The organism is Bradyrhizobium sp. CCBAU 53340 (assembly GCF_015291645.1).
GTDB lineage: Bacteria > Pseudomonadota > Alphaproteobacteria > Rhizobiales > Xanthobacteraceae > Bradyrhizobium.
On sequence record NZ_CP030055.1, the window covers coordinates 128,281 to 150,357 of the forward strand.

A 22,077-nucleotide genomic window follows, 5' to 3' on the forward strand; every position below is an offset into this window, starting at 1 on the left:
GCCGGCTGGAGACAGCTACCCTCTCGAACGGCTCCGCCGCAAGTCTTGCTTGGAACGGCACGCGTTCGCTGGCAGGACGGCTTGGTGAGGAGCGTTACGCCGCGGTCGCCGGCGGCAGCGCCAGCACAGAATAGATCGCCTGGGCATCGCGCGAGGCGCGCAGCTTTTTGGCAATGTCCTGATCACGCAGCAGGCGGGCGATGCGGGCGAGCGCCTTCAAGTGATCGGCGCCGGCGCCTTCGGGGGCGAGCAGCAGGAAGACGAGGTCGACCGGCTGGCCGTCCATCGCCTCGAAATCGATCGGGCGATCAAGCCGGGCGAACAGGCCAAAGATCTTTTCCAGCTTGGGCAGCTTGCCGTGGGGAATGGCAACGCCATAGCCGACCGCAGTGGTGCCGAGCTTCTCGCGCTGGAGCAGCACCTCGAACACCGCGCGCTCGTTCTGGCCGGTCAGTTCGGCGGCCTTGGCCGCGAGCTCCTGGAGCGCCTGTTTCTTGCCATTGACCTTCAATGCCGGGAGAATCGCCTCGGGTGCGACCAGATCGGTAATCGGCATGGAGGTGTTCCGAGGTGAATTAAACCGTCAGGTTCCGAAATGGCCGGCTCGCGAGACGCGAGCCCGACCGGCGTCAAGAAGGTGAAGCAGGAGGCGGACTTAGCCCCGTTCCTGATGTGGGGCGCTTCTACTCCAACGCAATCCCGGTGCCAACTCCCGCGTACGGCTTTGCCCCGGTCATTGTTAAGGGCTGTGGTTGATACGGGGTTGCACCCGCGCAGCCCTAGCCCCCGGTTTTGGCGCCCGGCGGGTCGATCCAGCCGACATTGCCGTCGGCCCGGCGGTAGATGATGTTCACCCGGCCCGAGGAGCCATGCTGGAATACCAGGCAGGGCGCCCCGCTGAGGTCAAGTTCCATCACCGCCTCGCTGACCGACAGCTGCTTCAGCGATGTCGTGGACTCCGCGATGATCACCGGGCTGTAGCCGGTGACTTCGTCCTCGTCCTCGCCTTCGCCCGGCGCCTCCAGCACGTAGCTGGTGGCATCGAGGGCCGCGAGGGCGGCGGAGGCGACATGGGCCTTGCGCGCCGAGCGGTCCTTGAGCCGGCTCTTGTAGCGCTTGAGCCGCTTCTCGATCATGATCAGGGCTTGGTCGGCGCTGGCATAGGCGTCCTGCGCGTTCGAATCGGCTTCCAGCGTGATGCCGGAATCCAGATGCAGCGCGCAGTCGGTGCGGAAGCCGAAGCCGTCCTTGCTGAGCGTGATGTGGCCGGAATAATTGCCGTCGAAATATTTGCGAAGGACCTCTTCGGTCCGGTCGGTCACGCGGCCGCGGAGGGCCTCGCCGACGCTAACGCTCTTGCCCGAAATCCGAAGAGTCATGTGATGCCTCGCTTGGTTCAATTGGCCTAGCTTGGATCGGTCGCAGTGGGGGGAGGAGAGTAGCGCGATTTCGCGCCAGCGCAATCAGGCCGGTTCGGTGTTGCGGGAGCGATCGGACATTGCGGTGGAAAGGACGTTACCAAGAGCGCTCTGCTTGTCGCGACGGCGTTGCACCGAGGACGGAATGCGCATGGCTTCGCGGTACTTCGCGACCGTGCGGCGGGCAATATCAATGCCTGAAGCGCGTAACCGTTCCACGATCGTGTCGTCGGACAGGATCGCCGCGGGCTCTTCCGAATCGATCAGCTGCTTGATGTGGTGGCGTACCGCTTCGGCTGAATGCGCCTCGCCGCCATCGGCCGAGGCGATCGAGGCCGTGAAGAAATATTTCAACTCGAATGTGCCGCGATTCGTCGCCATGTATTTGTTGGCGGTGACGCGCGACACCGTGGATTCATGCATCTGGATGGCGTCGGCCACCGCCTTCAGATTCAGCGGCCGCAAATGCGCGACGCCATGGGTGAAGAAGCCGTCCTGCTGGCGCACGATCTCGGTTGCGACCTTCAGGATGGTACGGGCGCGCTGGTCCAGCGCGCGCACCAGCCAGGTCGCGTTCTGCAGCGCGTCGGTGAAATAGGACTTGTCACCGTCCTTGCCGATCTTCTTCGACAGCTCGGAATAGTAGGTCTGGTTGACCAGCACGCGCGGCAGGGTGTCGCTGTTGAGCTCGACATGCCAGCCGCCGTCCGGACCCGGGCGGACATAGACGTCGGGCACCATGGTCTGCAGCCGCGCCGAGCCGAACTTCATGCCGGGCTTGGGATTGAGCCTTCGGATCTCGCCGATCATGTCAGCGATGTCCTCGTCGTCGACGCCGCAGAGCTTGCGCAAGGACGCGATGTCGCGCTTGGCGAGGAGGTCGAGATGCTCGACAAGCGCCTGCATCGCAGGATCGTAGCGGTCGAGCTCGCGCAGCTGGATCGCCAGGCATTCGCTCAAAGATCGCGCGCAGACGCCGGGCGGATCAAATTTTTGCAGCACGGCAAGAACGTCCTCGACGTCCTTTTGCGTTGCGCCAAGACGTTCGGCCGCCTGGCCGAGATCGGGTGGCAGATAGCCGGCCTCGTCGACGAGGTCGATCAGGTACTGCCCGATCATGCGCTGCGCGGCGCCGGTGAAGGCGACCGAGAGCTGCTCGGCAAGATGGTCGCTGAGGGTGGTTTCCGCGGCGACGAAGGCTTCGAGATTGTAGTCCTCGTCACCGGAGGCGCCGCCGCCCCATTCGGTGTAGGTGGTCGGCGCGGCGTCCTGGGCATTGCGCGCGGCCGCCTCGGCCGGCTCCTCGGAGAAGACGTTGTCCAGGCCGGTGTCCAGGGTCTGCTCGATCTCGGCGCGGGTGCCGAGATCCTTGCTCATCCATTCTTCCTGGCCGGGCTCGAAGGCATTGCCGCCAAAGCCGTCGGCGTCGCCCTGACCGTCCCCCTGGCTGCCCGATTCCTCGCCATCCCGGTCGCCGAACTGGGCGGCCTCGGCCGGGGCTTCGCCGCCAGCCTCGTCATTGGCCCGTTCCAGCAGGGGATTGCGCTCGAGTTCCTCCTCCACGAAGGTCGTGAGATCGAGATTGGACAATTGCAGCAGCTTGATCGCCTGCATCAGCTGCGGCGTCATGACCAGCGACTGCGATTGCCGGAACTCTAATCTCTGCGAAAGCGCCATCTAACAAGAACCGTTCCCGAAAATTGGTCCGATTCTTGCTTATCCTAGTCCCGGCCCGATGTACACGTCTTGACGAAACGGAAAAAAGGGCTAGAGGCGGAATTCCTCGCCAAGGTAAAGGCGGCGGACATCGGGATCGGCGACGATCTCGTCCGGGGTCCCCTCGGTGAGGATTTCACCGGCATAGACGATATAGGCGCGATCTGTGAGGCCGAGCGTCTCGCGCACATTGTGGTCGGTGATCAGGACGCCGATGCCACGATTGGTGAGATGGCGGACGAGGTCCTGAATGTCGCCGACCGCGATCGGATCGATGCCCGCGAAGGGCTCATCGAGCAGCATGTAGTTCGGACGCGTCGCGAGCGCGCGCGCGATCTCGACGCGGCGGCGCTCACCACCGGACAGCGCGATCGACGGTGATTTTCTGAGGCGCGTGATGTTGAATTCGTCGAGCAGCGAGTCGAGCTGCTCCTCCCGCTTCTTGCGCGAGGGCTCGACCACTTCGAGCACGGCGCGGATGTTCTGCTCGACGGTGAGGCCGCGGAAGATCGAGGCTTCCTGCGGCAGATAGCCGATGCCGAGCCGTGCGCGCTGATACATCGGCAGCTTGGTGACGTCGTGGCCGTCGAGCTCGATCGCGCCGCGATCGGCCTTGATCAGGCCGGTGATCATGTAGAACACGGTGGTCTTGCCGGCGCCGTTCGGGCCGAGCAGACCGACGGCTTCGCCGCGGCGCACATAGATGCTGACACCCCGCACGACCTGCCGGCTGCCAAAACTCTTTTCCACGCTATGCACAGCCAGGAAGCCTGGCCGCCGCAGCAGCTGCGGTCCGCCCGATCCATTGGTCTTGGAACCGGACTTGGAATCGGATTTGGCTTTGGGAGGCTGCGCCGGGGCCGGCCGCGGCCGCGGCGGCGCCTCGACGCCATAGGGATCCGAGGCCTGCATGGGCTGGTTGCGGGCGATCGGCGGGGCGTCCCTGACAGGGCTCGCCACCAGACTGCCGACGCTGTCACCGAGCGCGGTGATGTCCTGACGGGCAAATCCTGGCCGGCCGCGCTTGGCGGGGCGCCGACGGAACATGCTGAAGAGATCGACCATCCCCGCCTTCTAGCCTTCTACGCTGACCCTGCGCGGTGCTCGCGCGGTCTGCCGCGCCGGCCTGTTCGATTCGCCGACGCAGCATGAATGAAGGGATGTCTCATGCCCAGTGAAACACGCCCGAAAAGCGGCGGACCCCGCTTCGAAAGCCCTGCGCGCTAGATACAGTCTCGTCGCGCAAGCTTCAACCTCGGATCGGCCGCGTCAGAGCCAAGCCGTTGAAGTTCCTTTTGGAATTTACTTTTGCTTGGTCAGGCCGGGCAATTGCAGCGGAGGGGGCGTGGCCGGCTTTCCGGTGCCGGCGGGACCACAATCATCCTTGCCCCCCTGCGGCAGCAGGACCTGAACCCGGCCACTGTCGGACTCGACGCGAGACACGCCGGTCGTCATGTCGACCTTGAGCCGATCGCCGCGCATCACGTTCTTGCATTGGGTCATGACCACCTGGCCCGAGCCGCCGCCGAACATCGTGATGAGGTTGGACTTGGTGTCGAACACGGCGGTCTCGCCTGTGACCACCTGATCCTTCTGGGTGACCACGACATTGCCATGCGCTTCCAGCCGCTTGATCGAGGAGGCGCCGCCCGGCCCCGGCGTCGCCGATTGCATCGGTGCGGCCTTCGCGCCCTTGGCTGGCGCTGCCTGCGGCGCGGCCGGCTTGTCGCTATTGGATTCGTAGAACACCACCAGCGTCTTCGAGGTCATGGTGGTGTCGCCCTGGACGACCTTCACATTGCCGGAGAAGGTCGCCTCCTTCTTCTTGTCGCGCATCTCGAGCGTGGCGGCTTCGATCTGGATCGGCTGATCACGGTTCTGCGTAAAGCCTTGCAAAGCGTTGTTGGGCGCAGTCGCCGAGCTCTGCGCGCGGCCTTCACCGGACGCGATCAAGACAGCAATGGCAAGCGCGGCTGCGCTGACGATGGCCCTGCGCTTGTTGTCGTGGCGCGAGAAAAACCCGATCATGAAAATCACTTTGAGTTCGCAGATTTGTTCTTCTTCGCCGGCGGCGGTGCCGGCTGCTCGGCGGGCGCTGGCTGGACGGCCGGGTCGTCCAGCTTGTCCAGATGCATCACCACATTGCCTTCGAAACGAATGACGTCGCCGCCCTCCGTGATGCGCAGACGGTCGGCGGTGAGCGTGCCGTTGGTCAGCTTGACGTCGACATGCTCGTCCGAGGAGACCGTGCCCTTGTTCATGTCGACGAAGGCCGAGTTCAGCCGCGCCTCGTAGCCGGTCGAGGTGCGCACGAAGACGTCCTTGTGCAAATCGAGCTGCTGCTGCTTGTTGTCGAAGCGGCCGGTGCGGGCATCGAGGAACACGGTCGACTGGTCTTCCATCAGCACTTTCGCACGCAGATCGGCGAGATCGACATGGTCAGGGTCGGTGATGTCCTGCGTCGCGGTCTTGGCCCAGAGCTCGTAGGGCCGCTGGTCCGGCGTGAAGCCCGAGAGGTGCGGCGATTCCATCGTGATCTTGGTGCCTGTCACCACGAGGTTTCCGGAATCGACCTTGATCGGGATCATGGTGAAGGGGTTGAGGAAGGTCGAGATCGCGACCAGCGAGGCCATGGCCAGAACCACCGTCACCGGCACGGCGATGCGTAGAATCCGCACCAGGCGGCTGTGGCGCGCCGCGCTGGCAAACTTCGCCGCAAGCGCGGCGTCGTAGGTGGGATTCTGGGCCGAATTCACCTGGGCTCCTGAGGTGTCGCTCGCCTTGTCCTGATAAAGGCCGCGCCATTGTACCCGGCAGCGCCCGAATGTGCAGCCTTGGACAGGCCGCAGGAAAGTGTCCGAAACGGGGCGGTTGCCCGAGCCTGGTCGCCCCTGACCGGGTCTTTAGTTATTGTTTGAGCATGATCTTTTCGGAAAACCGCCGCACACTTTTCCGGATCATGCTCTAGGAATGCGCGAAAATGTCCTCTTCCTCCCAGCCCTGCAGGTCGAGCAGGGCGCGGGTCGGCAGGAAGTCGAAACAGGCCTTGGCGAGCGCGGTGCGGCCCTCCCGGACCAGCATCGTGTCGAGCCGCTCGCGCAAGGCATGCAGATGCAGCACGTCGGAGGCGGCGTAGGCCAGCTGCGGCTCGGTCAGGCTGTCGGAGCCCCAGTCGCTGGATTGCTGCTGCTTGGAGAGGTCGACATTGAGGACCTCGCGGACGAGGTCCTTGAGGCCGTGGCGATCGGTATAGGTGCGGGTCAGGCGGGAGGCGATCTTGGTGCAGTAGATCGGCCCGGTCATCACGCCGAAGGTCTGGTACAGCACCGCGACGTCGAACCGGGCGAAATGGAAGATCTTGGTGTTGGCCGGATTGGCCAGCAGGGCCTTCAGGTTCGGCGCGTCGGTATGCCCCTTGGGGATCTGGACCACGTCGGCGCTCCCGTCGCCCGGCGAGAGCTGGACCACGCAGAGCCGGTCGCGGTGCGGGTTCAGACCCATGGTCTCGGTGTCGATCGCCACCGCGCCGGTATAGCGGGAGAGATCAGGCAGGTCGCCGCGATGCAGGCGTACGGTCATGGCGTTTCAAAACCTCGGGTCGAATCGGTCGCGTCGGCATCATAGGCCAATCGGATGGTCCGCGATTTAGCCACTAGGGGGGCCCTGCGCAAGCGGCCTCAGATCGCCGCCAGCATGATGCAGACCATCGCCGCCACGGTTAAGCGACTCGCGCCATCCCGGAAGGCGTAGATGATGGGGTCATCGGGCATCTCGCGGCGATGCGCGATCATCAGGGCCCGGCCGAACCAGTAGAGCAGCAGCGGCGCGAGCAGCCAGAGCATCCAGGGGCGGCTGTAGAGCGGCGTCACCGCGGAGGAGGAGACGTAGAGCGCGAACACCGTCACCGCATTCATGGCGCTCGCCGCGGCCATCGCAGCGATGATGTGGAGATCGCTGATGCGGTAGTCGCGGTTGGAGGGATCGGCAAGGCCCTCGCCCTGACGCATGCTGAGCTCGCTGAAGCGCTTGATCAGCGCGAGCGAGGTGAACACGAACAGCGAGAACACCATCAGCCATTCCGACAGCACCACGCCAGCCGCGACGGCGCCGGCAACGATGCGCAAGGAATACAGACCGGCGAGCGTGACGACGTCGACCAGCATCTTGCGCTTGAGCGCGAGCGAATAGGCGATGGTGGTGGCGAGATAGGCGGTGAGCACACCAAGAAACAGCGGCGAGATGCAGAGACTGGCGACCAGCGCGAAGCCCCACAGCGCAGGGATCGCCGACAGCGCCGACGAGATCGGCAAGTCGCCGGCCGCAAGCGCGCGATGGCGCTTGGTCGGGTGCTGACGATCGGCGGCGAGATCGAGCAGATCGTTCATCAGATAGGCGCCCGACGCACAGGCCGAGAACGCCAGGAATGCCAGCAGCGTCGCACCGAGCGTCGCCAAATTCATCTGGTGCGCGGTGATCACGGGCACGAACAGCAGCGTGTTCTTGGCGTATTGATAGACCCGCAGCGCCTTCGCCCAGGTCTTCAGGCTCGCGCGGGTGCGGCTGACGCTGTCGATGCGCTCGATCGATGCGCGATCGAACGGCAGATGATCACTAGCGGCAAGGCTGGCCGAAGTCACCACGCCGTCGAAGCCGAGATACGCGGCGATGCCGGCGGCATGGTCGGCGAAGCGGTCCGCGACCAGAAAGATCCTGGCGCCGCGCGCGCGCGCTGCGAGCGCCTGGTTCAGCACGTCGGCATCGTAGGGCAGGTGGGCATAGTCGAGTTCGGCGCGCGCCAGGACGTCCGTGAGCGCCGCCATGCCGGCGCGTCCGCCGGCGCCGAAGCGGGCCAGCAGGCGGGCAGGGGCAGAGAACAGCGCTTCCATAAGCAGCTCGGAGCGCAGCAGCGCGCCTTCGAGATCGATGACGAGGGTGCGGGCCGGCGCCGGGGCAGAACCCGGCGCGGCCTCACTCCGATCGACCTGCCTGACGGGCTGCTCCATCCGAAAACGCTCTGACTGATCGCAACAGGCCGCCCAATGGGCTGGCCGGATGGCGGAAAAGGACGGCCGCGAGCCTAGGCGGCATTGGCTAAGGGCGGCTTAACCCGACTGGAAGCCGGCCCGCCGCCAAGCTGTTGCAGGGATCCCACAATTCCTCGCGGTCGCGATATACCAGCGGAACTTGATGCACGCGGCGGTGGAAATCGCTCCGATCCACCCTATCTGAGGCCAGCTTCTCATCACGCCTCAGGTGCCATGACAGACCAGACGCTCGCCGCACCGATCGACGATCAGCAGGAACGCCAGCGCGGCTTTACGCGCTATCAGTCGCTTCTCGTGGCGCTGCTCGCATTCGCGCAGTTCACCATCATTCTCGACTTCATCATCATGTCGCCGCTCGGCGCCATCATGATGCCATCGCTCAACATCACGGCCGGACAATTCGGCGTCGCGGTGTCGGCCTATGCCTTCAGTGCGGGATTGTCGGGCATCCTCGCCGCCGGCTTTGCCGACCGGTTCGACCGCAAGCGGCTGCTGCTGTTCTTCTATATCGGCTTCACGCTCGGCACGGCGCTCTGCGCGATCGCGCAGGATTATCATGTGCTGCTGCTCGGCCGCGTCGTGACCGGATTGTTCGGCGGCGTGATCGGCTCGATCGTGCTGGCCATCGTCACCGACCTGTTTCCGCTGCATTTGCGCGGCCGCGTGATGGGTTTCGTCCAGACCGCCTTTGCCGCGAGCCAGGTGCTCGGCGTCCCGGCCGGACTATTCCTCGCCAATCACTGGAACTGGCATGTCTGTTTCGCCGCGATCGTTGGCCTCGCGATCGTGACCATCGCCATCATCGCCTTCGCCATGGAGCCGGTCGACGCGCATTTGAAGCTGAAGCAGGACCGAAACCCGTTCCACCACCTGGTCGCGACCGTGTTGGAGCCGCGCTATACGCTCGCCTTCGCGGTCACGACCTTGCTGGCGACCGGCGGCTACATGCTGATGCCGTACTCAAGCGCCTTCACCGTGAACAATATCGGCATCGACATCGTGAACCTGCCGACGATCTATCTGGTCTCCGGCCTGTTCAGCATCGTCACGGGGCCACTGGTCGGCCGCGCCAGCGACACATTCGGCAAATATCCGACCTTCATGTTCGGCTGCGCCATGACCGTGCTCATGGTGCTGATCTACACCCATCTCGGCCACGTCTCGCTGGTGACCGCGATCACCGTCAACGTGCTGCTGTTCGTCGGCATCTTCTCGCGCATGATCCCGTCGCAGGCGATCATGTCGGCGATCCCCGATCCCACCCAGCGCGGCTCGTTCAGCGCCATCAGCGCCTCGCTGCAGCAGCTCTCCGGCGGCATCGGCTCGGTGCTCGCGGCCGCGATCATCTCGCAGCAAGCGGACGGCTCGCTGCTGCATTTCGAGCGGATCGGCTACGTCGTCGTCACCACCACGATCGTCACGCTGGTGGCGATGTACTTTGTGCAGAAGGGGGTGGCGGCGCGGACGGGGAAGAGCGTCGTCTGAGGGCGAGACCCTCTCGGCGGCGAGTCGATATCGCCGCCCCGCCCAGGAAATCCTCGAGGCCTGTCTTATTGCAGGGCCGAGAAGCTTGTTGGGCTCATGAAAGAGCTCGTGATATTCGCGAGGATTGGCCCGTCGACCTCCGAGGCCGCGGCTGCCTCCAGCCATTCGGGATCTGCTGCGAAGGCATTCCAACGACGCTCCCGCTCCGCGAGCGAGTCCCAGACAAGGATGTAGACGAGATCAAGGTGTGACGGTCCGACCGTGGTCCGCCAAAAGCCAAGCTGGCGAATGCCCAATCGCTCCCAAATCTTCAGTGTCCGCGTTTCAAAGCGCTTCAGCAGTGCCGGCATCCGGTCCGGAAGGGTGCGATAGGTGCGCAACTCGTAGATCATCTGTCGTCCTCGCCTGGTTCAAACCTTGTCCGAGTTACGCCTGTTACGATTGGCATATTTGCCAAACTTGTCGTATTTTCTGCCAATGCTCACACCGGCCTCGGCAATTCCTCGGCATATTGTCTTTGTGGCCTTTGAGGGCTTCCAGGTGCTCGATCTCGCCGGCCCGATGCAGGTGTTCCTTTCGGCGAGCGAACATGCGCGGGATTCCACAACAGGGCTGCCGATCGATTACCGGGTCTCGGTCGTGTCGTCCGGTCCCAACAGGGTACAGGGCTCCTTGTCGCTGGCGATCAATGCCGAGCCTTTGCCGTCCACGTTGATGCCCGGAACGACGGTCATGGTGGTTGGAGGAAAGGGCGTCGGAGCGGCGTCGCGCGATCGCCTTCTGATCGACTGGTTGCGGAGCCACATGGACGAGGCGGAGCGGATCTGCTCCGTCTGCAACGGTGCACTCCTGCTTGCACGGGCCGGGTTGCTTGCGGGCAAGCGAGCAACAACGCATTGGGTCGAGTGCGACAATCTCCAACGGAACTTCCGCGATGTCACGGTCGACCGCGATGCCATCTATGTGCGCGACGGCAAAATCTGGAGTTCCGCAGGGATAAGCGCCGGCATCGACCTCGCCCTTGCGCTCGTCGCTGACGATCACGGTGAAGCAGCCGCCGCAGTCACGGCCAAGTGGATGGTCCTCTACGTCAAGCGACCAGGCAACCAGTCGCAATTCAGCGAATTCATCGAGACCATTGACCCTGACAAAGCGGGAGCCTTTGGGGAGCTGCACCAGTGGATCCTGGGCAATATCAGCCGCGACCTCAGCGTTCCCGAGCTTGCGGCTAAGGCGGGCATGAGCGAGCGGACATTCGCACGCAAATATCGAACGTTGATCGGCGTGCCGCCCGCCGAGACCGTCAAACGGCTTCGTGCCGATACGGCACGTCACTATCTTCGGACCTCGACATTGCCGCTTAAGACGGTTGCGGCCAGGTGCGGCTTCGGATCAGTCGAGCAGATGAATCGGGTTCATCTGAAATTCTACGGTCTGACCTCGCGTACATTACGCGACATCGGATAGCCGGGTGTTGTGCTGCTAACCGGACCACGTGAATGAATCTCGACTCCGGGAAGTCGAGGGGTGTCCGCGTCGTGAAGCTGTAGAACGAGGAGTCGGTATCTTTCGAGGTGGGCCGTTCGATAATTCTTCGCTGCAGATGAGCGATTTCAACCACTTGGGTTGGGGGTGGTGCCCAGGAAAGGACTCGAACCTTCACGGCCGTTAAGCCACTGGCACCTGAAGCCAGCGCGTCTACCAATTCCACCACCTGGGCATGCCGTTTGGGGCACGGAGGCGGTTACTACGGTTCGGTGACGCCGTTGTCAATTCATGGTTCTGGATGCCGATTGCGCAATGCAAACCGGGCCGTTAGAAGCCTGATATCACGCACCTCTTCCGCAGGAACGCAGCCATGGCATCGAATCTGGAAACGCTCGTCACGGTTTTCGGGGGATCGGGCTTTTTGGGCCGGAATGTCGTCCGCGCGCTGTGCCGGCGGGACTACCGCGTCCGCGTCGCGGTGCGGCGGCCGGAACTAGCCGGATACCTCCAGCCCTCGGGCAAGGTCGGCCAGGTCCACACCATCCAGGCCAATCTGCGCTATCCGGCCTCGGTCGAGGCGGCGGTGCGTGATTCGCATGTCGTGATCAACCTGGTCGGCATCCTCACTGAGGGCGGCGCCCAGACCTTCGACGCGGTCCAGGCCAAGGGCGCCGAGACCGTCGCCAAGGCGGCCGCCGCCGTCGGCGCCAGCCTGGTGCACGTCTCGGCGATCGGCGCCGATGCCGAATCGCCCTCGCACTATGCCAGGGCCAAGGCGGCCGGCGAGGCGGCGGCGACGGCTGCGGTGCCGTCGGCCACGATTGTCCGCCCCTCCGTGATGTTCGGCCCCGAGGACCAGTTCACCAACCGCTTTGCGGCCCTGGCCCGGATGTCGCCGGTGCTGCCGCTGATCGGCGGGAGTACCCGGATGCAGCCGGTCTATGTCGGCGACGTCGCCACCGCGATTGCCGATGCCGTCGACGGCAAGGCCAAGGCGGGCGCGACTTACGAGCTCGGCGGGCCGGAAGTGCTGACCATGCGCGAGATCATCGAGGCGATCCTCGAAATCACCGACCGCGAGCGGATGCTGATTCCGCTATCGTTCGGCCTCGCCCGCCTCCAGGCCGCCTTCCTGCAATTCGCCCCGGGCGCGTTCAAGCTGACGCCGGACCAGGTGACGCTGCTCGAGCGCGACAATGTCGTGTCTGATACGGCCAAGGCTGCGGGGCTGACCCTGGAAGGCCTCGGCATCACGCCCGATTCGCTGGAAGCGATCGCCCCGCAATATCTCTGGCGCTTCCGCCCGCAGGGTCAGTTCCAGCGCAAGAGCGCGTGATGTGTTCACCTCTCCCGCTTGCGGGAGAGGTCGCCGCGTAGCGGCGGGTGAGGGCTCTGTCCTCTTGGGGAAATCTCTTTGGGGAGACACCCTCTCCCCAACCCTCCCCCGCAAGCGGGGGAGGGAGCGCACCGATCGCGCGGCGAAGACTGGTGCGCCCCACCAACGCTCAAAACTTCAGCTTCTTGAACAACGCCTCCGGCAGCGTCTTGATGATGAACATCACCAGACGCCATTTTCCGCTGACGTAGATCACATCGATCTTCTTCTCGACGGCATTGAGGATCGCATCGCCGACAACAGGCGCCTCGACGGTGAGGGGGCCGATCAATTTCAGGCCTTCCGTCATCCTGGTGCGAACGAAGCCGGGCTTGACGGTGACGACGTGCACGCCGCCGCGGCTGGTGCGGGCGCGCAGGCCCGACAGGAAAGCGGAGAAGCCTGCTTTCGCCGAGCCATAGACATAGTTCGAGGCGCGGCCGCGATCACCGGCGACGGATGAAACGCCGACGATCGTGCCGCTCCCTCGCGCCAGAAACTTCTCCGCGAACAGGCCGAGGATCAACGCCGGACCCTCGTAGTTCGAGCGCATGATCGTGGTGGCGTGGGCGAGATCGCTCTCGGCGTCTTGCTGCACGCCGAGGAGGCCGACGATCGAGATGACGACATCAGGCAAAGCGGGAAGGCCGGCGACAAAGCCGTCAAAAGACGCGGTGTCGAGCACGTCAAAGGTCCGTGTGCTCGCTTCGATATTGTAGCGCGCGCGCAAATCCGCCGCGTCAGGCTCGAGCGCGGCGACATCGCGGCCGGCGAGGGCGACATCGTATCCCGCCTTGGCAAAGGCGCGCGCTGCGGCGCGGCCGATATCGGAGGAGCCACCGAGCACCAGAACGGATTTGCGTGACGTCACGGCTTGACCTCATCGAACAGGCGCTGTGAAAGTTTCGAACGGATGTTGCAGGCGGGATCGAGCGATCTGCGGATCGCCTTGAAGCGCGACAGCGCGGGATAGCCGGCCTCGAAGGTCGCGCGCGACTGCCTTGCGTCCTTGGCGAGATAGAGCCGGCCGCCGGCGGCAACGACGATGCGATCGATCTCCTCGAGGAAGTTCAGGATGTCGCCCTTGACAGGGAAATCCAGCGCCAGCGTATAGCCAGGCTGCGGAAACGACAGCAGACCGTCGCCGTAACCGAGCTTCTTGAGCACCGCGAGGAACGACGCATCGCCGCGCTTTGCGACGCGCTCGAGGATCTCGCCCAGCACCTCGCGCGCGCCGGCTTCCGGGATCACGCATTGATGCTGCAGGAAGCCGCGTCGTCCATAGATGCGATTCCACTCGTTGATGCTGTCGAGCGGAAAGAAATAGGGATAGAGCGAGACCACATGATCGGCGCCGGCGCGCCGCGCGCCCATGCGGTAGTAGAGCTCGTTGAAGGCGCGGATGCTGTAGCGGTTGAGCGTCATCGACGGCAGGTCGACGGGTACCGTGAGACCCGGCTTCTTGCCGACGGGAAATCGATCGGCCCGTTCGGCAAGCTCGTCGGCGCGCGCGTGCTCACCGAGATAGATCAGCGAGCGACCGAGGTCGCGCCCGCGCGCCGCGCAATCGATCCACGCCACCGAATAGGTCGCGGAATTGCCGGCCTCGAGCGCGCGCATGGCGGCGTCGAGATCGGAGGCGGAGACGACGCGCTCGCGGATCCAGCCGGTCTCGACACGACGCAGCCGCATCGCGGCATCCAGGATCACGCCGGTGAGGCCCATGCCGCCGACGGTCGCGAAGAACGCATCGGAATTTTGCTCGCGCGAGACTTCGATGGTCTCGCCCGCCCCGGTCCGCAGCAGAATGCTGTCGACATAGCGGCCAAAGCCACCCTCGCCATGATGGTTCTTGCCGTGAACGTCCGCAGCGATGGCGCCGCCGACCGAGACGAAGCGCGTGCCGGGAACAACGAAAGGCAGGAAGCCCTGCGGGCCGAAGGTGTCGATCAGGTCCGACAGCAGCACACCGGCCTCGAGACGAATGCGCCCGGTCGCCGGATCGAACGACCTGATCCGGTCGAACCCGGTCATCGCGATGGTCCTGGCAGCGCCGATCGCGGCATCGCCATAGGCACGGCCGTTGCCCCGGGCGACCGAGCCGGCGACGACAGCCGCGTCCACGGCCCCGAACGACCGCGGCCGCAGCACTTCGCTATCGACGACCGGGAAGCGCCCCCAGCCGCTGACTGACGTCATCGTTCAGCTCCGTCCGCGGGCCAGCCCCGCTTTCGGAACCTGCCTAGCGGCCAAAAGCTGATATTGCGTTGAGGCGCGTCAGTGAGTTTTGCGGCAGCAGCGCCGGTGTCCACCTCTCCCCGGCGGGGAGAGGTGAAACAGGAACACTTCCATCGGTGTTGGGGCCCGAGGGTTAACGCCCCAGCGCCAGCGCGATCAGGCCGAGGGTGCCGACGATGACGCGCCACCAGGCGAACACCGCAAAGCCGTGACGGGTGACGTATTCCAGGAACGTCTTCACCACGATGATGGCGGTGATGAACGACACCACGAAACCGATCGCGACGATGCCAATGTGGTCCATCGTCATCTCGGCGCGACTTTTATAGAAGTCGTAAGCGAACGCCCCGATCATGGTGGGGATGGCGAGGAAGAACGAGAACTCCGCCGCCGCGCGCTTGTCCGCGCCCAGAAGCATGGCGGCAACGATGCTGGCACCGGAGCGCGATACGCCCGGAATCATCGCCACGCACTGCGCGATACCGATATAGAGATACGTCAGCAGCGGAAACTTGGTGGCGTCATGCTCGCGCGGCTTGAGATCGAGCCGGTCGATCCAGAGCAGAATGGCGCCGCCGACGATCAGCGTGAAACAGACGACCCAGGGATTGAACAGCACGCTCTTGATGTATTTGCCGGCGATGAGGCCGACGACGACAGCGGGCAGGAACGCAACCAGCACGCCGATCACGAAGCGGCGCGCATAGGCATCGCCCGTGAACATGCCGATCGCGACATCCCACAGCTTCTTGAAGTAGAGCCCGACGATCGCGAGGATCGCACCTAACTGGATCAGAACCGTAAACGAATCCCAGAACGCGCCCTCGCCGAGGCCGAAGAAGCGTTCCGCGAGCAGGAGATGTCCGGTCGAGGACACGGGAAGGAACTCGGTCACACCCTCGATGATGCCGAGGATCACTGCCCGTATTGTATCTGACATATTTACGGTCCATTTCCGCTGGAAAAGCGGGGCTCTTCTCGCCTATTCGCCCCCATGCCGCAATCGCAAAATGCGCCATCGTGCCCTTGCCTCGCGGTTTTGAAGAACTAGTGTGGCGCCGCACAAACATTGATGGATTCTTAAGCACCATCAAATAGTCAAAGGCTTCATGTTTACGCTGTTTCATCATCCGTTCTGTCCGCATTCGCGCTTCATTCGTCTGATCGCGGGCGAATACGGGCTCGAACTGAAGCTGGTCGAGGAACGCAGCTGGGAACGACGCGAGGCATTTCTGCTGCTCAACGCCGCCGGCACGACGCCTGTTCTGGTGGACGACGAACAGCCGCCAATCCCGGGCGGGGCCATCATCGCCGAATATATCGATGAGGCCTACGGCGCCGAGATGGGCCCCAAGCGCCTGATGCCGGAGACAATCGCCGAGCGCGTCGAGGTGCGCCGGCTGATGGGCTGGTTCAACGAAAAGTTCTTCGAGGAGGTCTCGCACCCGCTCGTCACCGAGCGCATCTACAAGCGCTTCATGAGCGAGGACAATGGCGGCGGACCGCCCTCGCCCGACGTGATGCGCGCCGCCAAGGCCAACGTGCGCTATCATCTCGCCTATATCGGCTGGCTGGCGCAGACACGCAATTTCCTCGCCGGCGACCGGCTCACCTACGCGGATCTCGCCGCCGCGGCGCATCTGTCGGCGATCGACTATCTGGGCGACGTGCCATGGAGCGAGGACGACGCGGCAAAGGCGTGGTACGCGCGGGTGAAATCCCGCCCGTCGTTCCGTCCGCTGCTGAGCGAATGGCTGGCGGGCGTGCCGGCGTCGCGGACCTACGTGGACCTGGATTTCTAGCCCGCGCCGTCATGCCCGGGCTTGTCCCGGGCATCCACGTACTTTCTATTTCCTTGAATGCTAAGCAAGAACGTGGATGGCCGGGACAAGCCCGGCCATGACGAGTGTGGATGCATCGGTGACTAAGTCCAGCATCGTCATTGATGAGCTTCGGAACGCGCTGACGCGCGAAGCGCGCGCGCTCGGCTTCGACTGTATCGGCATCACCGAGCCCGGCACGATCGAAAGCGCCGGACACCACTTCCTCGAATTCCTCGCCTCCGGCGGCCATGGCGACATGGACTGGCTCGCGAACCAGCCGGAGCGGCGCGTCGATCCGCGCGGACTGTGGGCCGACGTGCGCAGCGTCATCATGCTCGGCGTCAATTACGGTCCCGACCAGGACCCGCTCGCGATCCTCAAGCAGCGCACACGCGCCGCGATCTCGGTCTATGCGCAGGGCGACGACTATCACGACCTCATCAAGAAACGGCTGAAAGCGCTGGCGCGCTGGCTGGTGGCGGCCGCGCCGTCGGAGGTGAAGGTGTTCGTCGACACCGCCGCAGTGATGGAGAAGCCGCTCGCGCAGGCCGCGCATCTGGGCTGGCAGGGCAAGCACACCAATCTGGTCTCGCGCGAATTCGGCTCATGGCTGTTTCTCGGGGCGATCTACACCACGCTCGATCTGCCGCGCGATGATGCCGAGATCGATCATTGCGGCTCGTGCCAGGCGTGCCTGGACATTTGCCCGACCTCGGCGTTTCCCGCACCCTACAGGCTCGATGCGCGACGCTGCATCTCCTATCTCACCATCGAGAACAAGGGGCCGATCCCGCAAGAGTTTCGCAAAGCCATCGGCAACCGCATCTATGGCTGCGACGATTGTCTCGCGGCCTGCCCCTGGAACAAGTTCGCGCAAGAGGGACGCGAGGCCAAGCTCGCCGCGCGTAATGAATTGCGTGCGCCGAGCCTTGCCGAGCTTTCACGGCTCGATGACGCCGCGTTTCGCGCACTGTTCACGAAGTCGCCGGTGAAGCGGATCGGCCGTGACCGGTTCTTGCGCAATGTGCTGATCGCGATCGGCAATTCAGGTGATGCGGCGCTGGCAGAGGAGGCGCGGCGATTGCTTGAGGACGCAAGCCCGCTGGTGCGTGGAGCCGCGGTGTGGGCGCTGGGGCAGTTGGTGTCGCGGGATGAGTTCGAGGCGATCAAGTCCGCCGCGGCGAGCAACGAGCACGACGAGAGCGTGCGCGAGGAGTGGCAAACCGTTCTGTGGCCCTCATCCTGAGGAGCGCGCCCTAAGCGCACGTCTCGAAGGATAGAGGCCGAGATGCAGCAGCGGGGGCCTGCATCCTTCGAGACGGCGCTTCGCGCTTCCTCAGGATGAGAATCGCAGACCTTGATTTCCCCATCCATTCCCGCAAAGTCGCGCATCATGACAAACATGCCTTTCTTCACCCGCGACGGCGATACATTCCATCCGACGGAAGTGGCCAACGGCCCCTGGGATCCGAAATCGCTGCACGGACGGGTCATTGTCGGTCTGCTCGGCTTCGCCATCGAGGAGCGCCATTCCGGCCCTGAATTCGTGCCGGCTCGGCTGACCGCCGACATGTTCCGGCTGCCGACCATCGACAAGCCGATTCAAGTGACGACGCGGCTGGTGCGCGACGGCATGCGCATCCGCGTGGTGGAGGCGGAGCTCTTCTCCGGCGGCGTCAGCATGGCGCGCGCCTCCTGCCAGCTGCTGCGCCGGACGCAAAATCCTGATGGCAATGTCTGGTCACCGCCGAACTGGGACGTGCCGAAGCCATCGGACATTCCAAAGCCGACCGATCCCCGGCTCGGCATGAACGGCAAATGGACGACGCGCCCCATTGTCGGCCATATGGGCTCGCTCGGGCCACGACGGCTGTGGATGAGCGAGGTCCGCGAGCTCGTTGCGGGCGTGCGGATGACGCCGTTCGTCCATGTTGCCGTGGGCGCCGATTTCGCCAGCCCCTTTGCCAATGCCGGCGACAAGGGGCTTGGCTATATCAACAGCGACGTCACGATCTATCTGCATCGTCTGCCGGTGACGAACTGGATCGGGTTTGACGTGGTGAACCATCAGGCGACCGACGGTGTCGCGATCGGCGAATGCTGGCTCTATGACGAGCAGGGCCCGATCGGCAGCGCGACGGTCGCCGCATTGGCCCAGCGCAAGCCAATGACGAAGGTGCCGCCGCCCTAACCGTCATTCCGGGGCGCGCCACTTGGCGCGAGCTATGGTGCGCAATTGCGCACCTGAGAATCCATACTCCCGATCGTGGTTATGGATTCCGGGCTCGTGCTTCGCACGCCCCGGAATGACAAGGGCGAGAGAGAGCCTACACCAGATGCCGCTTCATCTCCGGTCGCGCCTTCAACTCCGCACCCTGCTTGCCGGCGATCTTCGCAATCCGCTCGGCTGAGAACTTCAGATCGACGAATGCCGGCGCAGTGTTGGCGACCTCGTGATATCCAGCGATCTTGCCGTCCTTCAGCGTCATGATCGCAACGCCCTCGAACATCGCCCGTGCGCCGTTCGCTTCCGGCAGGGTTGATTTGTAGCTGAAGGTGTAACGCGCATAGAGCGTGGTGCCGTCCGAGACGGGATCATGCATGTCCCAACGGAAATCCGTCGCCGTGCGATAGAACCAGTCGTCGATCATCGCCGCGATTTTTGTCCGGCCTTCGAACGCGCCATAGAAGACGTCGTGATAGACACCGTCCTCGGTGAACAGTTCGGCAAAAGCGCGGCCGTTGCGCTGCTCGACGGCATCGCAGAACGCGCGCAGCATGGCTGTGGTGGTCATTGGCGCTTCTCCCAACTTCTTGGTCATGCCCTGCGAAAGCGGGGCATCCAGTACGCCGCGGCCTGTCGATTGAACCACAACTGCCTCAGAGTACTGGATCGCCCGCCTTCGCGGGCGATGACACCGAGTGCTTGGCAATACTTCACCCGATCTCCGCCACGGCGGCAAGAATACGCGCGATATCCTGCGGGCGGGAGAGGCGGTGGTCGCCGTCCTGGATCAGGGTGAGCACGACGTCGTCGGCCGGCAGCCGATGCGTCAGTGCAAACGCGTGCTGCCACGGCACATCCAGGTCCTGGGCGCCTTGCAGGATGCGGACGGGACAGCCGAGATCGATGGCGCTGCCGAGCACGAGATGGTTGCGTCCCTCCTCGATCAGCCTGCGCGTGATCGGATAGGGCGTGCCGTCGCCATATTCGGATGGCCTGAGCCAAAAACCCTTGGTCTCGATGTCTTTCTTCACCTCGGGCGAAAAATTCTTCCACATCAGCTCTTCGGTGAAGTCGGGCGCCGGCGCGATCAGCACGAGGCCCGCCAGTGAGGCCTTACCGGAACGCTTCCTGATCTCGCGCGCGAGCAGCAGCGCCATCCAGCCGCCCATGGAGGAGCCGATCAGGATTTGCGGACCGGTGCAGAAGCGCTCGAACACCGCGACGCTGTCCTCGAGCCAGCTGCCGATGGTTCCGTCGGCGAAATCGCCGCTGGATTCACCATGGCCGGAATAATCGAACCGGACCACGGCACGGCCATGTTCTGCGGCCCAGCCGTCGAGCGCCACCGCCTTGCCGCCCTGCATGTCCGACTTGAAGCCGCCGAGCCAGACGAGACCAGGCCCTTGATGATCAGGCCCTTGCCCGGCACGGTGGCGCACCGCGATCGTGCGCGCCGACGGACCCTCGCCAACATCGATGAAGTCGAGCACGGCATCGGGAATTGCTGAGGTCATGGAACGTTTTCTCTTGCTGTGGGGTTTGAGGTCTCAGGCCGTATCTTCCGCAAGGCAACCCTATATCGGCATTGTCCCTTTGGGACGCTTGCGGAACAGGGACAAGGTGTCTATGTCGAGCACCGTGCCGATGGGCGTGACCAAAATGCCTCGCATTTGAGGGTTTTTCGCTTCTCGCACGGGCGACTTGCTTGCCGGCATCAGTATCTTCCTTCAAAATAGCCGCTTCCTTCCACAGCTTTGGAGAACCACCCATTCGCCGTCCCAATAGAGCCCCGGCCCCTTCCGCAAAAGACGGGCCGCGCATCAATGATGATATTCGCAACGCGCAGATCCAGCTGATCGACCAGAACGGTGACAACAAGGGCACCGTCGAGACGATAGTGGCCGTCCGGATGGCCCAGGAAGCCGGCATGGATCTCGTCGAGATTTCGCCGAATACCAGCCCTCCCGTCTGCAAGATCATGGACTACGGGAAGTATAAGTATTCCGCCCAGAAGAAAGCCGCTGAAGCCCGCAAGCGGCAGAAGACCGTCGAGATCAAGGAGATCAAGCTCCGCCCGATGATCGACGACCATGATTACGACGTGAAGATGCGCGCGATGCTGCGGTTCTTCGAGGAGGGCGACAAGGTCAAGATCACCCTGCGCTATCGCGGCCGCGAAATGGCGCACCAGGAGATCGGCACCAAGCTGCTTGACAAGATCAAGACCGACGTCGCCGAGCTCGCCAAGGTCGAGCAGGACGCCCGGTTCGAAGGTCGTCAGGTCGTCATGGTGCTGGCGCCGCGCTGACACCGGCGCGCTGCAGCCGAAGTTTCAACGGCCCGTCCGGATCTCCGGCGGGCCGTTTTATTTTCAGGTCCGTGTCGCCTGCCAGGTGCCGCTGCACTGGTCGCCGGAGATGATGCCCCTCCAGGAACCCGCCCCGGCTGCACCACCGAGCCGGCCACCGCCGCTGGCGTGGGAGGCACCGACCGACACCTGGACCGCGACGGCGCCGCCGCGATTGACGGTGCCGGAGACCCGGCCGCCGCCGGCGGACGACACCCTGCTGCCCGTCACGGTAAAGGGGACGCTGTAGCCCGAGCTGCAATTGCCGCGCGTGGTTGCGAAGGTCACGTTCCAGACGCCGTCATAGCCGCCGACGCGGGCATCGGCGGTCGACGGGACGACGGCCGCGGCAAGCACGGCCAACAGTGCAAGGTGGCGGGGACAGGCGACGACAGACAAAAGCGATTGGGAAAAATGGGCCATTTGGTCCTGCTCCGGACGGGACGGCGTGAACAAGGGGGTGGCAACTCCCAATAGTCGGCGCGCGGGTTCCACCGGTTCATCGTTGCCATCCGGCCCGTTCTCTGTCATAAGCCCGGCCTTCATCGCCCGGCTGATTTAGGGCTGCCGTGGCGATGTTCGTGCGGGTTTCGCGCTAGTTCGCAGAAACTTGAGCACAATCAACGCTCTAACGAGCATTTTTGACGGCCAGGCCGCCTTCGCGGGCGGTTTTCTTTGGCCATGAGGAGAGCCAAATGCCCAAGCTGAAGACCAAATCGGGCGCTAAAAAGCGCTTCAAGGTGACTGCCACCGGCAAAGTGATGTTCGCCCATCGCGGCAAGCGTCACGGCATGATCAAGCGGACGAAGAAGCAGATCCGTCAGCTGCGCGGCACCTCGGTGCTGTTCAAGACCGACGGCGACAACGTCAAGAAGTACTTCTTGCCGAACGCCTGATCGCGTTCACGATCATTGC

23 protein-coding genes and 1 tRNA gene are annotated in these 22,077 nt (G+C 63.9%); 8 read left to right on the plus strand and 16 right to left on the minus strand.

The window, feature by feature from the left end; translation table 11 throughout:
• Positions 1-94: 94 nt before the first annotated feature.
• From ptsN to XH89_RS00600, 8 genes are all read right to left on the minus strand, one after another.
• Entirely contained in the window at positions 95-556 is a 462-nt protein-coding gene (gene ptsN, locus XH89_RS00565; protein ID WP_194465222.1) for a PTS IIA-like nitrogen regulatory protein PtsN, read from the minus strand.
• 223 nt (positions 557-779) lie between these two features.
• The gene (gene hpf, locus XH89_RS00570) at positions 780-1,379 is read right to left on the minus strand and encodes a ribosome hibernation-promoting factor, HPF/YfiA family (RefSeq protein WP_194465223.1); all 600 of its coding nucleotides are present in this window, start codon (positions 1,377-1,379) and stop codon (positions 780-782) included.
• Between the two features lie 84 nt (positions 1,380-1,463).
• The gene (rpoN, locus tag XH89_RS00575) at positions 1,464-3,095 is read right to left on the minus strand and encodes an RNA polymerase factor sigma-54 (protein ID WP_194465224.1); all 1,632 of its coding nucleotides are present in this window, start codon (positions 3,093-3,095) and stop codon (positions 1,464-1,466) included.
• 90 nt (positions 3,096-3,185) lie between these two features.
• The gene (lptB, locus tag XH89_RS00580; RefSeq protein WP_194465225.1) at positions 3,186-4,199 is read right to left on the minus strand and encodes an LPS export ABC transporter ATP-binding protein; all 1,014 of its coding nucleotides are present in this window, start codon (positions 4,197-4,199) and stop codon (positions 3,186-3,188) included.
• A gap of 237 nt (positions 4,200-4,436) precedes the next feature.
• Positions 4,437-5,162, minus strand: coding sequence for an LptA/OstA family protein (locus XH89_RS00585; protein WP_194465226.1), 726 nt, complete (start codon positions 5,160-5,162; stop codon positions 4,437-4,439).
• A gap of 5 nt (positions 5,163-5,167) precedes the next feature.
• A complete protein-coding gene (lptC, locus tag XH89_RS00590) occupies positions 5,168-5,890 on the minus strand; it encodes an LPS export ABC transporter periplasmic protein LptC (RefSeq protein ID WP_194465227.1) in 723 nt (240 codons plus the stop codon).
• A gap of 208 nt (positions 5,891-6,098) precedes the next feature.
• Complete coding sequence (locus tag XH89_RS00595) at positions 6,099-6,713, minus strand: ribonuclease D (RefSeq protein ID WP_194465228.1); 615 nt, start codon at positions 6,711-6,713, stop codon at positions 6,099-6,101.
• 98 nt (positions 6,714-6,811) lie between these two features.
• Positions 6,812-8,137 carry a UbiA family prenyltransferase gene (locus XH89_RS00600; protein WP_194465229.1) on the minus strand — a complete coding sequence of 442 codons (1,326 nt, stop codon included), beginning with the start codon at positions 8,135-8,137 and terminating at the stop codon, positions 6,812-6,814.
• A 255-nt stretch (positions 8,138-8,392) separates the two neighbouring features.
• On the opposite strand from XH89_RS00600, the gene XH89_RS00605 reads away from it, so the two are divergent.
• Complete coding sequence (locus XH89_RS00605) at positions 8,393-9,664, plus strand: MFS transporter (RefSeq protein ID WP_194465230.1); 1,272 nt, start codon at positions 8,393-8,395, stop codon at positions 9,662-9,664.
• Positions 9,665-9,729: 65 nt separating this feature from the next.
• Here the strand turns inward: XH89_RS00605 and XH89_RS00610 are convergent, their stop codons facing one another.
• Entirely contained in the window at positions 9,730-10,056 is a 327-nt protein-coding gene (locus tag XH89_RS00610) for an NIPSNAP family protein (RefSeq protein WP_194465231.1), read from the minus strand.
• A 67-nt stretch (positions 10,057-10,123) separates the two neighbouring features.
• On the opposite strand from XH89_RS00610, the gene XH89_RS00615 reads away from it, so the two are divergent.
• Positions 10,124-11,131, plus strand: coding sequence for a GlxA family transcriptional regulator (locus tag XH89_RS00615; protein WP_210345236.1), 1,008 nt, complete (start codon positions 10,124-10,126; stop codon positions 11,129-11,131).
• Positions 11,132-11,297: 166 nt separating this feature from the next.
• On the opposite strand, the gene XH89_RS00620 is transcribed toward XH89_RS00615, so the two are convergent.
• A tRNA-Leu gene (locus XH89_RS00620) sits at positions 11,298-11,384 on the minus strand.
• A gap of 138 nt (positions 11,385-11,522) precedes the next feature.
• On the opposite strand from XH89_RS00620, the gene XH89_RS00625 reads away from it, so the two are divergent.
• Positions 11,523-12,488: a complex I NDUFA9 subunit family protein gene (locus XH89_RS00625; RefSeq protein ID WP_194465233.1), complete on the plus strand. Its 966-nt coding sequence runs from the start codon at positions 11,523-11,525 to the stop codon at positions 12,486-12,488.
• A gap of 169 nt (positions 12,489-12,657) precedes the next feature.
• Here XH89_RS00625 and XH89_RS00630 read toward each other — a convergent pair whose 3' ends face one another.
• The 3 genes from XH89_RS00630 to XH89_RS00640 form a co-directional block, all read right to left on the minus strand.
• A complete protein-coding gene (locus XH89_RS00630) occupies positions 12,658-13,398 on the minus strand; it encodes an SDR family oxidoreductase (RefSeq protein WP_194465234.1) in 741 nt (246 codons plus the stop codon).
• Complete coding sequence (locus tag XH89_RS00635) at positions 13,395-14,726, minus strand: FAD-binding oxidoreductase (protein ID WP_194465235.1); 1,332 nt, start codon at positions 14,724-14,726, stop codon at positions 13,395-13,397. The genes XH89_RS00630 and XH89_RS00635 overlap by 4 nt, the downstream gene beginning before the upstream one ends.
• A 172-nt stretch (positions 14,727-14,898) precedes the next feature.
• Positions 14,899-15,705, minus strand: a complete 807-nt coding sequence (locus tag XH89_RS00640; protein WP_194465236.1) for an undecaprenyl-diphosphate phosphatase — start codon at positions 15,703-15,705, stop codon at positions 14,899-14,901.
• 169 nt (positions 15,706-15,874) lie between these two features.
• On the opposite strand from XH89_RS00640, the gene XH89_RS00645 reads away from it, so the two are divergent.
• From XH89_RS00645 to XH89_RS00655, 3 genes are all read left to right on the plus strand, one after another.
• A complete protein-coding gene (locus XH89_RS00645; RefSeq protein WP_194465237.1) occupies positions 15,875-16,567 on the plus strand; it encodes a glutathione S-transferase family protein in 693 nt (230 codons plus the stop codon).
• A 118-nt stretch (positions 16,568-16,685) separates the two neighbouring features.
• Positions 16,686-17,834, plus strand: coding sequence for a tRNA epoxyqueuosine(34) reductase QueG (gene queG, locus XH89_RS00650; protein WP_246767709.1), 1,149 nt, complete (start codon positions 16,686-16,688; stop codon positions 17,832-17,834).
• A gap of 147 nt (positions 17,835-17,981) precedes the next feature.
• Positions 17,982-18,779, plus strand: a complete 798-nt coding sequence (locus tag XH89_RS00655) for an acyl-CoA thioesterase domain-containing protein (protein ID WP_194465239.1) — start codon at positions 17,982-17,984, stop codon at positions 18,777-18,779.
• A gap of 136 nt (positions 18,780-18,915) precedes the next feature.
• On the opposite strand, the gene XH89_RS00660 is transcribed toward XH89_RS00655, so the two are convergent.
• Positions 18,916-19,383: a nuclear transport factor 2 family protein gene (locus XH89_RS00660; RefSeq protein WP_194465240.1), complete on the minus strand. Its 468-nt coding sequence runs from the start codon at positions 19,381-19,383 to the stop codon at positions 18,916-18,918.
• 142 nt (positions 19,384-19,525) lie between these two features.
• Positions 19,526-20,329 carry a carboxylesterase gene (locus XH89_RS00665; protein WP_194465241.1) on the minus strand — a complete coding sequence of 268 codons (804 nt, stop codon included), beginning with the start codon at positions 20,327-20,329 and terminating at the stop codon, positions 19,526-19,528.
• 254 nt (positions 20,330-20,583) lie between these two features.
• Here XH89_RS00665 and infC point away from each other — a divergent pair, with 254 nt between their 5' ends.
• Positions 20,584-21,123: a translation initiation factor IF-3 gene (infC, locus tag XH89_RS00670; protein WP_194468327.1), complete on the plus strand. Its 540-nt coding sequence runs from the start codon at positions 20,584-20,586 to the stop codon at positions 21,121-21,123.
• Between the two features lie 63 nt (positions 21,124-21,186).
• Here the strand turns inward: infC and XH89_RS00675 are convergent, their stop codons facing one another.
• Positions 21,187-21,585 (minus strand): hypothetical protein, encoded by a 399-nt coding sequence (locus tag XH89_RS00675; protein WP_194465242.1) that lies wholly within the window; start codon positions 21,583-21,585, stop codon positions 21,187-21,189.
• Positions 21,586-21,857: 272 nt separating this feature from the next.
• Between XH89_RS00675 and rpmI the strand changes: the two genes are divergently transcribed.
• Positions 21,858-22,058, plus strand: coding sequence for a 50S ribosomal protein L35 (rpmI, locus tag XH89_RS00680; protein WP_027535561.1), 201 nt, complete (start codon positions 21,858-21,860; stop codon positions 22,056-22,058).
• Positions 22,059-22,077: the final 19 nt, after the last annotated feature.

Coding starts and splice junctions, on each gene's coding strand:
- XH89_RS00660 (WP_194465240.1), bottom strand. CDS start 19,383: ATGACCACCACAGCCATGCTGCGCGCGTTCTGCGATGCCGTCGAGCAG.
- lptB (WP_194465225.1), bottom strand. CDS start 4,199: ATGGTCGATCTCTTCAGCATGTTCCGTCGGCGCCCCGCCAAGCGCGGC.
- XH89_RS00645 (WP_194465237.1), top strand. CDS start 15,875: ATGTTTACGCTGTTTCATCATCCGTTCTGTCCGCATTCGCGCTTCATT.
- XH89_RS00640 (WP_194465236.1), bottom strand. CDS start 15,705: ATGTCAGATACAATACGGGCAGTGATCCTCGGCATCATCGAGGGTGTG.
- ptsN (WP_194465222.1), bottom strand. CDS start 556: ATGCCGATTACCGATCTGGTCGCACCCGAGGCGATTCTCCCGGCATTG.
- XH89_RS00675 (WP_194465242.1), bottom strand. CDS start 21,585: ATGGCCCATTTTTCCCAATCGCTTTTGTCTGTCGTCGCCTGTCCCCGC.
- XH89_RS00605 (WP_194465230.1), top strand. CDS start 8,393: ATGACAGACCAGACGCTCGCCGCACCGATCGACGATCAGCAGGAACGC.
- XH89_RS00635 (WP_194465235.1), bottom strand. CDS start 14,726: ATGACGTCAGTCAGCGGCTGGGGGCGCTTCCCGGTCGTCGATAGCGAA.
- XH89_RS00665 (WP_194465241.1), bottom strand. CDS start 20,329: ATGACCTCAGCAATTCCCGATGCCGTGCTCGACTTCATCGATGTTGGC.
- XH89_RS00595 (WP_194465228.1), bottom strand. CDS start 6,713: ATGACCGTACGCCTGCATCGCGGCGACCTGCCTGATCTCTCCCGCTAT.
- hpf (WP_194465223.1), bottom strand. CDS start 1,379: ATGACTCTTCGGATTTCGGGCAAGAGCGTTAGCGTCGGCGAGGCCCTC.
- XH89_RS00585 (WP_194465226.1), bottom strand. CDS start 5,162: ATGATCGGGTTTTTCTCGCGCCACGACAACAAGCGCAGGGCCATCGTC.
- XH89_RS00625 (WP_194465233.1), top strand. CDS start 11,523: ATGGCATCGAATCTGGAAACGCTCGTCACGGTTTTCGGGGGATCGGGC.
- XH89_RS00610 (WP_194465231.1), bottom strand. CDS start 10,056: ATGATCTACGAGTTGCGCACCTATCGCACCCTTCCGGACCGGATGCCG.
- XH89_RS00600 (WP_194465229.1), bottom strand. CDS start 8,137: ATGGAGCAGCCCGTCAGGCAGGTCGATCGGAGTGAGGCCGCGCCGGGT.
- XH89_RS00655 (WP_194465239.1), top strand. CDS start 17,982: ATGACAAACATGCCTTTCTTCACCCGCGACGGCGATACATTCCATCCG.
- rpmI (WP_027535561.1), top strand. CDS start 21,858: ATGCCCAAGCTGAAGACCAAATCGGGCGCTAAAAAGCGCTTCAAGGTG.
- rpoN (WP_194465224.1), bottom strand. CDS start 3,095: ATGGCGCTTTCGCAGAGATTAGAGTTCCGGCAATCGCAGTCGCTGGTC.